This is a genomic window from Ostreibacterium oceani (assembly GCF_009362845.1).
Lineage (GTDB): Bacteria > Pseudomonadota > Gammaproteobacteria > Cardiobacteriales > Ostreibacteriaceae > Ostreibacterium > Ostreibacterium oceani.
Genome location: NZ_WHNW01000010.1, coordinates 21,863 through 35,937, shown reverse-complemented (window position 1 = coordinate 35,937; position 14,075 = coordinate 21,863). Strand labels below are relative to the sequence as shown.

The window sequence follows — 14,075 nt, the reverse complement described above, 5'->3', positions numbered from 1 at the left end:
CGGTGACAATTACACACAAACGTGGGTTTTTTCAGTAAAATAATCATATTGTCATAAACGCACCCGTTCAGCATCGCTATTTTACCACTTGCGCAATCACACTTACCAACTTACCCACTTACACCAATCACACTCACCCAATCATATGAACAACACAAGCCACACAGCAGTCAGCCCACATACACAAAGCGAAATCAACAAATTTAACGCGCTCGCCGATGAATTTTGGGCGCACGACGGCCCTTTTAAGGCGCTACATCAAATCAACCCGATTCGCCTGACCTTTTTGCAATCGCTGACCCCAATTGCAAACCAAGCCATTATTGACATCGGCTGTGGCGGTGGCATTTTGTCTGAAAGCCTAGACCAACTAGGCGCCAATGTCACGGGGATTGATGTATCCGACCAAGTCATCAACGCCGCCAAACACCATCAACAGCAGACACTGTCTCGGGTTAATTACCGCTGTATCAGCACCACCGATTTCATTGCTGAAAACCCACCTGCTGCTGATATTGTCTGTTGCCTAGAGATGCTAGAGCACGTCGAAAACCCAAGTCAAATAATCCATGATTGCGCCAATCTGACCAAACCTGGCGGGGTGCTCCTTTTTTCGACCATCAACCGTACCCGCAAAGCCCAACTACTTGCCATCGGCATGGCTGAATATGTCCTCGGCATGGTACCCAAAGGCACACACGACTATCGCCTATTCATCCGCCCGTCAGAAATGCGCCGCATGGCAGAGGATGCAGGCCTCGCACCCGTTGCGATACGTGGCATTCGCTATCGACCATTGCAGCGAGATTTTGTCGAAAGCCAAGACACCGATATTAACTATTTATTTGCGTTCAAAAAAACGTAAAAACTTCCAACAGGTAACCCATGCAACGATTTGACGCAATATTATTTGATTTAGATGGCACACTGATTGATTCGGCCCCCGATTTAATCCAAACCCTCAATGATTTACTCACACACTATCAGCGCCCCTTGGTTGCCTCTGAATTATTACGCCAGCAAGTCTCTTATGGCTCGACGCGATTGCTGGAAATTGGCTTTGCTGGTGATTATCCAACCCCAGATTTTCACACACTGCGGCGCGAATATCTAGACCGATACCTCACCCAAAACACCGTCCACACCACGTATTTTGATGAGGTTGAAGACCTACTAACGCGCATCGAATCCTCAAATCTGCCGTGGGGTATTGTCACTAACAAACCCACCGATTGCACAACCGCCATCGTTGAAAAGCTGGGCATCAGCCAACGCGCCCAAGCCATTGTCTGCGGTGACACATTGCCTGTTGCCAAACCTGATCCTAGCCCCATTTATCTGGCCTGCAAAATGATGGATGTTGACCCCAAACGCTGCGTTTATGTTGGCGACTGCATTCGTGATATCGAGGCTGGTCGCAATGCAGACATGTCAACCATTGCTTGCGCTTATGGCTATATTGGTGCCGACATTCCGATTAGCGAATGGCAGGCTGAGCATATCGCCAACACACCGCTACAAATCCTTGATTATCTTTAGTCTCTAATTTTTACGCTTTAATTTTCAAATGACAACCTAATTAACAACGACTTTATTGTGAAACCAGAAATCTTCAAAAACACCCCAAAAGCCGATGACATCTCATTGCCGCAGCTGCTGTCTGCGCTCAACGAAGCGCCACAAGACCTCAGTCACCGCTATATCCTAATTACTGGCGCAACCCGTGGCATTGGTCTGACACTCAGTTACGCCGCGGCGGCCTATGGCGCGTCGGTTATTTTACTAGACAACTCCATCGCAGCGCTTGAAAACACCTTCAATCAAATCATGACGCTGCCTAACGCCAAAGAACCGCTGTTACTGCCCATCGATTTAGCGGGTGCCAATTACGACCATTACGTTATCGCACACGAACAACTGACCGCGCATATTCCGCACTTGGACAGCATTATTCATAACGCGGCGCATTTCGATGGACTATACGCCCTGTTGCAAACCCCACCAGACACGTTAATCAAACAAATCCAAGTCAACTACACGGCCTCTATTTGGTTAACACAAACCTTATTCCCTTTACTCAGACAATCCACTAGCCCAACCTTATTATTCGCCGATCACGAAGAGGCATACGCAAAAAATACCGCCTATTGGAGCACCTATGCAGGCAGCAAATCAGCCCTAATGCAAGCCGTCAAACAAATCGCACTAGAGCATGGTGACAGCGCCAATCTATTTGCCTACGGCTACAACACGGGTTGGGTCAATACGCAACTCGCGCGCGCTGCCTACCCCAATGCCGACGCCACATGGCCAGACCCCATGTCCGCCAGCATCGCCCAAAATATCCTCACGCTGCTCGACCGCCCCTATGCCAACGGGCACATTATCAATGCAATGCACGCGCTATAAACACTGACCGCTGAACAGCGAAGCGTACTCATCCACACCATAAAAACACGCAGGATACTCATCATGAAACCAACAACAATCCATTATGCTTTTGTCGCCACTGCCTTGACACTTATCGGTTGCAGCACAAACTATACAGGAAAATATTTCACCGATGGCGCACCCGAAACCGTCTGCTCATCCACTGAAAACTGCCAACAAATATTAGGTGATTTTAACGTCAACTACGACATCACGCCCATCTCAAAAAACCAATACATGCTCAATGGCACCAGCGAATTTAGCTTCGAAGAAACATCCAGCATCTACCAAAACATGCAGACCATGACGCTGGTTTTCATCTTGCTATCGGGCGATGAAATTGTCTGCCAATTTAATGCCTCTATCAGCGGAGACATGTCACGACAAAAAACATTAAAAGAAAAATTCACCTGCGAAAAGCCATTTGATAGCAGCATGCTAATCAAATCTCATGGGTACATCACTGAGTAAGCGTACACCCCACCTGCAAAATAAAACGATTGGAAATCAGGATTGGTGTCAGAAAGCACATTGCCCCACAAAACGACAGGATAGTCGTTTTGGACAACGCTTTGCGTTGCAGTGGAGCAAGGATGCGAAACGTCACACATCGTAGTCGATTGCTTAGACAATCTCGCCTGCCGTTTATCACGACAGCCCCTAGGAAACTCTAGCTCTGAACTTTAACAACAAAGGCGAGGTCTCTAAACATCACATATACTCGGTCCATTGAATAAAAAAAACCATAAAAAGCATTGAATAAGATGGCGCAAGCATAATCATGAAATAAATGCTTTTTTCCCTTGTTTTTTTATAACCCCACAGCGCAATAAATAATAAACAAAGCATCGCTATTATCTTTAAAAAAGAGTGAATAACTACTGTATTAAAAATATCTTGCAGAAAAAATACAGTAAAAAAAGTAGGGGAAACTAGCCAGAAAAACAAAAAAGGCACTAATGTTAAATTCGGTCTAAAACTATTGTTAAATAAATAAATAATGTAATGTGTAACCAATAAAATCTCTAAATATCGTCCCGTGAAATTCCAAAAGTTAATTAGTAGATAAGCTTCTCGACTATTAAATGGGTTAGTACTCTCATCTTCTGCACATCTATCTAACCAAAAACATATCCCTGCATATACCATAAACCAAACAACAATAGCGATAACGGCAAAAAAAACATACTTAATCTTCACAGAAGGAAGTTTTGCTAAAAAAAATACCTTTAATCTAATGATATGATTAAATTTAAAAAAAGTCGCCATCAAAGACAAAGTAGTTAACCACGAAAACACACCAATATAAGGAAAAACAAATAAATCACGATAATTCAAATGATTTTTAGGAAATGTCATACGAAGAAAATCAACTGTCCTGAGTTGCCAAATCTCCATACTTGAGAATGCATTAAATTCATTATAGGAACCAACATGCTTCCTATAAATAAAAACAATAACTCCCCATACTATTAGTGCAAAGAAGATGTAATAGCTAAAAAAAGTTGATAGCGCCCTATGTAAATTAAAATAAATACAAGCAGTATATCCAACTAGGGCTAAAATTAACATGTAAACATATAAATGAGTTGCAATCATTATTTCACTTTCTGTTATATTCATCTCTTATGAATATCTAATAAGTCGTCGGCAGTATCTCCTTCAGTATAATTTTCATCGGCCCAATCATAGAAATTTTTTTCAAATTCAGTGGGATTATATCTAGGAGGACCATCGCCTGGTATACCTCCACCGTTTCGAAAATTAACATATCCTTGGCAATATCCCAAATATTGATTCCTAGATTCCGTCAAGGTGCTTCCTATGGTATCAACGACAGCACCACCTGGGGTTGCAGCAGAAGTGGCTCCTCCAAAAAAATCTTTTATGGAATCCCACATACCCTCCAATCCACTCGGATCAATAAAATTAACCGGATCCCCGCCCACATAATCATACAACGAAGTCAGTCCGCCTGCAAATCCGATTGGGTCTTTGGCTGTCCAGCGACCAATTTCAGCATCATAATCTCTCGCACCAAATCGCGTTAGTTTCGTATCCGTGTCGTACAACCCACCTGCAAAGTAAAACGGCTGGAAGTTCGGATTGGTGTCGCTCAACACATTGCCCCATACATCGTAGTCGATTTGCTGTGCAGTGACGCCTGTGTCGGTGTTAACCACTGCTTCGACACTGCCCAGATGATTGGTGATAAAACGGTATTTACCCGTGAGATTACCCTGCTCATCATAGGTTTCCATCGCACTAGGCACATGACTGCGCTCCCCATAAATATATAACTGCTTAACCTGCTGATTCGGATGCAGTGAAGCCATCGGGTTTAGCTGGTCTATATACAGTAGCTTTTGTGTGGTTTGCCCATTGACCGTCTTACCAATACGGCGGTTATTCGGGTCAATCACGTAATCAATCACATCGCCACTCGGCAGACTCACTTGGCGCAGATTACCAAACACATCGTAATCGTAAGTCGTCTATGTTTTCGTTTTGACCAATAAAATTACTATTAACAAAAGAAGACCAAAAAATGCTATTGCTTCTAATTTCCTCTGAACAAGGGATAGTTTTCGTTTTATTTTTTTTACACTTTCATTAATAAAACATATATCCTCTGATAAACCCATATCCTGACACCGTACCAAAATTTCACAGTACTCGCCTACTGTCAGCTCATCAATATAACAATCAGATAAATCTATTTCTCCTGCCATTGATAGGTAGTCCAGGTCATCATAGAACAAATCGTATCCTGCGCTCCACTCTGCCACCTCAAACCACTTCGTCGGCACTAAATCAATGATTAATTCATTTTCATCTACTGCTCGTTCAAATATTTGATTGAACTTATTTAAAAAAGCTTTTTTATCACTATTCACATCCGCATCCACTAATACTTGTATTATCCCAAGCAGATTTTCCTATAGTTCCCCAGTTATAAAATCCTTCAAATATTAACAAACCAACAGTCGCTCTAGACAATGATGAAACTGCTTTTTCCCTACCAAAATCTCTCAAAACACGAGTATTCACTCCAAGTTTTCTCAACCGAACCTGCATTCGACTTAGCTGATTAGTTGTTTTACTAGCCCCCTTTCCTCCACCAGCATGCCTCCGAAGCTCTTTTTGGCTTTTAGGCATTTCTCCTATAGTTAATTGAGCTGTTAGTGTTGCTAAAATTGCCTCTGTATCAAATCGATTTTCCTCAATTTGAGTTGCAAAACTATCAAAGTCAAAACAAACCCCAAACTCCCCACTCGGATCAATAAAGTTAACCGGATCACCACCCACATAATCATACAACGAAGTCAGTCCGCCTGCAAATCCGATTGGGTCTTTGGCTGTCCAGCGACCTAATTGCGCATCGTAGTCGCGTGCGCCATATCGGGTTAGTTTCGTATCCGTGTCGTACAACCCACCTGCAAAGTAAAACGGCTGGAAGTTCGGATTGGTGTCGCTCAACACATTGCCCCATACATCGTAGTCGATTGCTTGGACAATCTCGCCCGTCTCGGTATCAACTACCTGCACCACGCTACCCAAATGATTGCTAATGAGGCGATACGTGCCAATCAAATTACCGCCCTCGTCATAGCGCTCCATCGCGCTAGGCACGTGTGACTTCTCAGCATAGATAAATAAGTTTTTAACCGTATTATCTGCATAAAGCTCTGCAATCGGGTTTAGCTGGTCTATATACAGTAGCTTTTGTGTGGTTTGCCCATTGACCGTCTTACCAATACGGCGGTTATTCGGGTCAATCACGTAATCAATCACATCGCCACTCGGCAGACTCACTTGGCGCAGATTACCAAACACATCGTAATCGTAAGTCGTCGTCCCTGTCGGGGCAGTTTTGGCCGTCAGCTGACCCAGCGCATTATAGGCATACGTATTGCCTTTATAAGCCGTCAAACGGTCTTGGGCATCATAGGTCGCTACCTCAACACCATTTTCATGCGTACGATTACCGTTGGCATCGTAACCCCATGTCGTCTCAACGCCATCGACTGTCGCACTCACCAACTTCCCTACACTGTTATAAGCATACTCGCGCTCAATCGTTTTATTGGGCTCTGTCTCGGTGATATTTGTGATGCGACCACCCTCGTCGTAGGTGTAGTCAAACGCACTGAGATTGATTGTTTTTTGTTCTTCTTCTTGACCCACTTCGCTTTCTTCTGTCACGACAAACTCAAAACGCCTAAACGCACCTTCCGATGTATGTTCACTCCGTAGTTTTCTGTAATTGTGATTAAATAGGTGTTTTGTGCTGTTGTTATTAATATAATACCGCGGAACCTCGCTATCATCATATTTCACTAAAGTTTCTTCCCAACTATCTAAATAGTCTGGCTTCTTGGTTACAATTGGACATCCTTTTTCAGTGTCCCCAGAGTGAGCTGTAGCAAACCACCACAGGTTACCTTGGTACTTTTGAAATGTGAGATGATTCGCCTCACTATATTCTGTATATCCCAACAAATTCAAACAATAATCAGGTAGATTTTTAATAGAAACACCATACAAGGTAGGCAGTGAATTCGTATCACTCAAATTATAACACCAACCCGCATAACAAACCGTATTCTCTGTCACCGCTATTGTTGCTTCAACGTATTCACCTGCATAGTAATCAACATCAGGAAGCCCTTCGGGACTAAAGATTGAAATACCCCTAACATCATACCGCCAAAGCATTTCTTTGTTCAACGAAACAGAATTTTCTGATAACCACACCGCCTTTTCTTTAAAGGCATCGACATGAACTAGATTCCCTGATTCATATTTCATCAAACAAGGAATGCGAACCCCAAGAATTCGTTGATAACAGGCAACCCAAATGCCATGATCATTTTCTGCAACCCCCGTTACAGTTAAGTACACCGCATTTTCATCAATCGTCTCAAAAGATTCTTCACTCAAAAGTGTACCATTTTCTATTTTTTGTAGCTTGGCTAAACGATCTCCTTTTTCTTGTCGAACTAGCAGTAAGGTATTATCTGTACTCATTCCACTGGCAATAATTGTATCCACTGTACCCCCCATAAATGGCTCATTAGTATCGAAATATGGGTTGCCTATATAATTTTTACTAGAGCCGTCAGGCGCAGTATATTTCGCTCTCGCCCCATGGCTAATCTGCTCCGGCCTACCGAATTGGATGCCAACACTCATTGCATTATCAGCAAAAGACCAAAAGCCCTGATCATACATAGCTGTCGTTTGACGCCAATTTCCGTAGTCAGAATTCGTACCATCAAGAAGAAACAAATCAAGGGTATCGTAGCTTTTCCCCGTATTTGCCTCTATCGCATAAAATGATTTGCCTCTTGGTCTATTACTATCATTGGCCAAATGCCAGTCTAAATTACTGGTGTTTTGGGCAGCTACCCCTAAAACCTTAGTTGTAACACCTCTATTCAAGAGTATGCTACCAAGTGCCGCACGGACAGGATAAGTTTCAGTATATTCCTTTCCATCAACCATTGCTTTTACATTAATTTCAGTCAGACCCTCTTCTAAATCAACACTAAATCGATCACGACTCGGGTTAATGCCACCAAACTGCATTATTTCTTTATCTTCTCCATAAAAACCTACTTTCTCATCATTAATAAACAATCGATCAATACCCTTAGCTGAACCCCTGACATTAAAGCTTAGTCCGACAAGCTCTGGTACTTCAGGGCTAAATTTAAATGCAATTTCCTTATCGGCACTTTCTGTCAGAGTCATCTTGTTATCGACATTTGCTATCTGCCCAAATCCATCATATTCGTAGGATGTTTCAAATACATTGCTTTCTGCATTCAGCATAGCACGATTAAGCAGTGTATTTTTATCAGATCTTTCTATTTTGAAGTCAAGACCTTCGGATATAATATTTTGCACCAACAAATCCTTATCGTAGTTAAAATCTATTTTATTATCCTGAACAGAAATTGTATCGACTACTCCATACACTCTATCGTTATAGCCCGTTCCAACAGTTGCATCAATAAACCCCGTTATCATTTCTTCAACAACAAGACCTAGATGCCACTGATAGTGAATTCCTTCACCGTGATTTGTCTGCTTGCTGGCCAATTTAAACCCAGGAGCATAGTCATAGTCAACCTTCATTGCCTCACTATTTACTGCCGTCACTCGCCCCAAACTATCTCGAGTTAGCTCAACTGATTGATCGTTAGGCAAATCTACGCGCACTAATTCCCTGTCTAGATTATAGTTATATACCGTCACTGTCTCACCTTCTGAAACAATAGGAGGGTTGTAACGACTTAAGTCTTCAGCGTAGTTGAATGCAAATTCATGATTTCCTCTCCCTGGCGGTCTTAAACCAATTAACTGACCAATCGCATTAAACTGATAACCAATTTCTCTGCCATCGGGCAAAATTGTTTTAGTTAGATAACCTTTGTCATCATATTCATAGTTTGTTGTATGTCCATAAGTATTCGTTACTGATTTAAGGGAACCATTGGCATTCCCTGAATCGTAATAATCATAACGGGTGCGTCTCGTATTAATATTGCCGACTTGCGAAGTCTCGATTACTCGACCAAACTCATCATACGCAAATTGATGAGGATAGATACCCGGTATTTCATATGACAGCGGACGCTGTAATTTGCCGACCACTGTAGTGGTTTCACGATTAGCATTGGATTTACTGACCCACTTTCGAGTACCATAACGGTTGATGAATTGATAATTCCAGAGATAATCTATGCTAGGACCTTTTATAATAGTAAATTCCTCAAACCCCCCTATTCGATTGTCTTTTTCATTATACATATAGTCAAAAGATAGCTTATAAAGCGACATAGAACTATCTCCTTGATGAATCCGAAGAGAATGTGCCAATTTACTAAAGCCTGTAAACCCATTGAGGCTTGCATATTTTTCACTCAATTCAAAACCATCTTCATAGCGAGAAACTACCCTAAAATTTGGCCCCTGCTGAACCATATCTTTTTTTACTGCTTCATTATTAGCATAAGTGACAGTTTGTACAATTTTTGATTTATCTGTGAGTTCACTATAATCACGCTGATAATAGGTTTCTCTACCTTCAGCAGTCTTTAATTTAACCACTGAAGTCGTTTCTGTCCGGCTACCTTCAAGCGTATCGCCTCCTCCATGAGCCTGTATATTTTGTATTAGTCTCCCATCACTGTTATAAATAAATCGGTCACTCAAGCCTAGAGGATTAATGAACTCTACGAGCTCACCCGGCTTGCCATATTTCATCTCATAAGTGACGCCTCCTGGGCTAACCACTTCAACTAAATTATTATTCAAATCCAATGACAAGGTATTAACATGATTATAAGGTGAGATGATTTCATTAATTTCTCCTTTTTGATTCCGCACAACCTTAGTAATCAACCCGTCGACATCTTTAATGCCGATCAATAAGCCTTGGTCATCATATGAAAACTCATATATCACATCTCCAGTTACTGTATCGTACGTTTTTAAGTGCCGACCTCGAGGATTAAATTCATAAACGATTAGACCACCCGCATCAGGAATAACTATATTCTTATTTGTAAATCGACTCAATGTCCGCCCATACACATGCGCTCTGCCGTCCTTAAGGAAATAATTTTTACGATTCGAGTCTCTGAATAATACTTGATTTTCCGTATCCTCTGCAATTTTCGAAGTCCAATCATCCCCCACTCTCAAAACCTCTTGATTTGATAAGGTATATACTGTACCGACGTAATCACCCAGAGTATCCTGACTTTCTAAGTAAAATATTTTTTCTGGTGCAAAGGCAATTTGATCTTTTTTCTTTTTACCAACATCGTTCGTTGTCACATAGTTAGTGCCTGCATGGTTATACAGATGACCGTCATCCTTAAGTCTTCTAACTAAACCATTTTTTGTATCTGCTATATAAACATCTCCTGTTTTGCCTGAAATAGCAAGACCGCCTGGTGAGTTCAATTGTGACTTAGTCCCAAATAATCCTGAGCCGTTATAACCTGCAACACCAGTTCCAGCAACACGATACACACGATTATCACCTGGCAACACTCGATATACGCTATGCGCCCCTCTATCTGCAATAAATAAAGAACCATCCTGATGGATTTTAATGTCAGAAACTTCTTTAAAACGAAAATCCCCAATCAATAAACCATCGGCATCATCTATAGGTGAATGTCCGGCATAAGGAGTAGCCACATTGCCAGAAACTCGGTATATCTGCCTACCATCATGCGTTATTGCAAAAGTATGATAATTCCTGACATCAAGTCGCCCGACAACTCGATTGATTGATAGGACCTGGCTAACCTCACCAGGCACAGTGACTTTCTCTGTATTTTTTGATGCCAAATTATAAAGATACAATTCGCCACTTTTCACATACAAAAATACACTTTCATTACCGTAGCTACTTAGCGCAAAGGAGTTGATCCCCTGAGGCAAACCATCAATATCTGTGTAACTTTGGAGCAGGGAGCTTCCGCCATAGACCTGTCCCGAGCCTTTAAATAGCTGCTGATTTTCGGTGTCATAAAAATGATGTGAATTGATGCGCCATTTCTCTGGATAACCTGTACTCATCGCTTCTCGATTTGTCGTTGATGCAATAGTAGGGAATATCTGGTAGCTACTACTACGTAAAACGGTTCTAGTTTCACTCGCTAAAACAGAACCGCCTGAGGCAGTGAGTAATTCTCGGAAACGCGCAAAACTTGAGGCAAAAAAATTATCTGAGCTAATACTGCCGTCTGTAGTCTGAATTTGTACAAAAGTTGTTCGCCAGTGATAAGTTACTTTTATATCAATAATCTGCCAATTTGAAGTTAATCGATAATGGCTCAAATCAAACGACTGAGGACTAAATACATAATTCAAACCAAATGTTGGATTATTAAACTCTTTCGTTATTTTTTCACCGCCAAAAACAATCTCAACGGACGCTTTTATCAAATCTTCAGGAAAAAATTGATTATCTTCAGACTTACCTGGTATTACTGGGATAATAACCGAATCAAATATCAGCTCTCGGGCTGTTTGCCACGCGTGCATATTGGAATTGTAGGTTAATTGATGCTCGGATCCTCTTAATGGAATGCTTTCGCCAAGTGTTTGCTTTTCGATATCAATTACACACCCCGTCTTTGTGTTCGGGCAAACCAATTCGCAGTTTTGCAACCTAGGGTCGCATTCTTGAGGTCGCGGTAGATCAGGTGGGGGTGGGCTATCAAATTCTGGAGGACCAGGCGGATAATTAGGCCAATTCCAATCCCACGGTGTAAAGTGATCAACCATGACACGCCATAGACTTTTTCCTGCGCCATGGACTCTCGCTAGTTCCATTAACTCTTGGTCAGTGATTGCCAATCTAGATAGCTTATCCTCACCATCAGCGATACTATCACCATCAACATCAAGGACTGCTTGACCATTCTCTATTGCAAGGACTTTAACTACAACGCCATCTTCAGACGGCACCCATGCGGCTTTTTCTCGATCATAGTAGCCAATGGGCACACCTGTACCAACACTAAACTCAATAAAGTTATCCACGTAGATTGGGATTTTTTGGTTAAATTGTACACTTTTCGCATTCGCCTCAATTGCCTGATCAACACTTAGTTCAGCAGCATAAGTATAAGCAGATCCCAGCGGTAACTCACCTGGCATCGCTAGACGCCCACTCTCACCAACGGTGTATTCGGTCGCACGAATATTGATATTTTCAGTTAACGGCTTTTCGCTGCCGTCTTGCATGATCATTGTCGCTTTTGTCTGCCCTGGAAATATCATGAGTACTTGACGAGACCCGTCTCCATCACTAGTAACAGAACTGGTGTGTGACTGATAAACCCGACTATCTAATTCGATTGAGGACACACGAGTATCCAGTGGGATTAAAACAACATCGTCAGTTGATTGACTGTCTTGCCAGTGCGTATCGATAACACGTTGCACGGGCAGATATCCTTGTTTACTGTACTCTATGACGACACGCTCACCGCCATTGATAACTAAATCCCATTGACCATCAGATCGACTTAGCGTGTAACCATATTGATCCCTGTCTTTTATCTCAACATTAACGCCCGAAAGCGGCTGCCTATCTCTATCATAAACCATGCCCCATAACAGACTGGACCTTTCAGGCAAGATTGTATCGGGTTCGACACCCTTTTGGATTGGATCATCGCCTTCATACAAGAATTTTGTTTTATCATAAGTCGTTATTGATTGTGTATAGTCCAATGGTTGAACCACTGTCTCTGGATCTGGTGGCAAGGTAATATTTTTGTCATTGCTACCTTGTACCGTAATCTTAACAACATCTCCTGCCACACCATCAACCACTGGGTAAATTTCAAGCACATCACCGACTGCTGCCACCATAGATACACTAAAAGCACCGCTCGTATCAATATCTGCTGAAATAGGGGTATTATCAGCGTGCTTTACCTCAACTCGAGACGCTGACTGCCCCAAAATAAAATCCGTACTTCCAGATACCGTAACGCGATCATTAGCATCAGGCTCCGTCACATCAACCGTCAATACACGATTGCCCGTTTTCTCGCTACCATCATCGCTACCATCATCGCTACCATCATCGCTACCACCATCACTTTCATCCTCACTATCAACGACGATTTTTACAGCAAATCGATTGGTGTTAGCAATCAAATAAGCACTCAGTATGTCTGTTTCTATGACTGCACTATCGCCCGTGGTATCCGTTACATATACGTTGACACCGTCCCACTGCCTAGGCGATGTATCTAAACGAATTTCTGCCTGTATGTAACTAACACTCCCGATACCTAATACAAAAAACACCATCAATAGATTTCTGGTGGATTTATTTAAGCGCCGATTTGCCATCAAAAATACCGCAAACACCAACAAAACAATACCCAAGCCCGTGTAAGTTGGAATTTTATCAGTATCTGGCGTAATACCATGATGCGCTGGCAACACTTGGTATAATGGCGCTGCGAATGCCACATCGCCTTGGGCAAAATCAGACTGCTGAGATGCAACAAAGCCAACTCTAATTTGACCTGACAACGGTATTGCCGCAGATAACTGCTCAACCTCACCATTGATAACGGGTGCATTAGGCACAATTTGATCGGTTTGCAACGTATCAAAGGCACCTTGATTACACGCCAAAACAGATTGCTGAGTCAGTCGCTCAGGGTTGCCAGCTATTGACGAAGAAACCACCGCATACTCGGCACCCTCAAATGTCTGTAACACACCATCATTGTCTGTCACCGTAATTGAACAACCCGTACTAGGATTATTATCACTATCAATGATTGATTGATAGTGCGTTTGCGCATTAGCTGAAAGACTCAGCAAAAGCAATAAAGAAAGGGAAATGAGTTTGACGAGACACTTGGTAGCATTAGTCATAATGACTCCTTGAGTAAGCAATTCAATAAATCCATTAAGCAGAAACAAACATGACTTTGCTTACAGCTCAAATAAACCAACGATTATACTCAAAAAAAAAAAAAAAACAAGGATTTATCAACCGCATGTAAAGTATAGAAAAAAAAACCAAAGAAACTGAGAGAAAATTAATTTCGCCAAATTCGGTTATCATTAATTTAACATTTCGA

The 14,075-nt window shown here is 42.0% G+C and carries 8 protein-coding genes; 4 read left to right on the top strand and 4 right to left on the bottom strand.

Annotated features, from left to right (window positions below):
• Positions 1-145 precede the first annotated feature (145 nt).
• From ubiG to GCU85_RS08085, 4 genes are all read left to right on the top strand, one after another.
• The gene (gene ubiG / locus GCU85_RS08100) at positions 146-865 is read left to right on the top strand and encodes a bifunctional 2-polyprenyl-6-hydroxyphenol methylase/3-demethylubiquinol 3-O-methyltransferase UbiG (protein ID WP_152810677.1); all 720 of its coding nucleotides are present in this window, start codon (positions 146-148) and stop codon (positions 863-865) included.
• Between the two features lie 20 nt (positions 866-885).
• The gene (locus GCU85_RS08095; RefSeq protein ID WP_152810676.1) at positions 886-1,539 is read left to right on the top strand and encodes an HAD family hydrolase; all 654 of its coding nucleotides are present in this window, start codon (positions 886-888) and stop codon (positions 1,537-1,539) included.
• 57 nt (positions 1,540-1,596) lie between these two features.
• On the top strand, positions 1,597-2,409 hold the full coding sequence (locus GCU85_RS08090; protein WP_152810675.1) for an SDR family NAD(P)-dependent oxidoreductase: 813 nt from the start codon (positions 1,597-1,599) through the stop codon (positions 2,407-2,409).
• A 63-nt stretch (positions 2,410-2,472) separates the two neighbouring features.
• Positions 2,473-2,901, top strand: coding sequence for a hypothetical protein (locus GCU85_RS08085; RefSeq protein WP_152810674.1), 429 nt, complete (start codon positions 2,473-2,475; stop codon positions 2,899-2,901).
• Positions 2,902-3,141: 240 nt separating this feature from the next.
• Here the strand turns inward: GCU85_RS08085 and GCU85_RS08080 are convergent, their stop codons facing one another.
• The 4 genes from GCU85_RS08080 to GCU85_RS08065 are packed head-to-tail and all read right to left on the bottom strand — an operon-like array spanning position 3,142 to position 13,866.
• Positions 3,142-4,053, bottom strand: coding sequence for a hypothetical protein (locus tag GCU85_RS08080; RefSeq protein ID WP_152810673.1), 912 nt, complete (start codon positions 4,051-4,053; stop codon positions 3,142-3,144).
• Entirely contained in the window at positions 4,050-4,907 is an 858-nt protein-coding gene (locus GCU85_RS08075) for an RHS repeat-associated core domain-containing protein (protein WP_152810672.1), read from the bottom strand. The genes GCU85_RS08080 and GCU85_RS08075 overlap by 4 nt, the downstream gene beginning before the upstream one ends.
• Before the next feature lie 18 nt (positions 4,908-4,925).
• A complete protein-coding gene (locus GCU85_RS08070) occupies positions 4,926-5,327 on the bottom strand; it encodes a hypothetical protein (protein WP_152810671.1) in 402 nt (133 codons plus the stop codon).
• On the bottom strand, positions 5,320-13,866 hold the full coding sequence (locus GCU85_RS08065) for an RHS repeat-associated core domain-containing protein (protein ID WP_152810670.1): 8,547 nt from the start codon (positions 13,864-13,866) through the stop codon (positions 5,320-5,322). The genes GCU85_RS08070 and GCU85_RS08065 overlap by 8 nt, the downstream gene beginning before the upstream one ends.
• Positions 13,867-14,075: the final 209 nt, after the last annotated feature.

Coding starts and splice junctions, on each gene's coding strand:
- ubiG (WP_152810677.1), top strand. CDS start 146: ATGAACAACACAAGCCACACAGCAGTCAGCCCACATACACAAAGCGAA.
- GCU85_RS08095 (WP_152810676.1), top strand. CDS start 886: ATGCAACGATTTGACGCAATATTATTTGATTTAGATGGCACACTGATT.
- GCU85_RS08085 (WP_152810674.1), top strand. CDS start 2,473: ATGAAACCAACAACAATCCATTATGCTTTTGTCGCCACTGCCTTGACA.
- GCU85_RS08080 (WP_152810673.1), bottom strand. CDS start 4,053: ATGAATATAACAGAAAGTGAAATAATGATTGCAACTCATTTATATGTT.
- GCU85_RS08065 (WP_152810670.1), bottom strand. CDS start 13,866: ATGACTAATGCTACCAAGTGTCTCGTCAAACTCATTTCCCTTTCTTTA.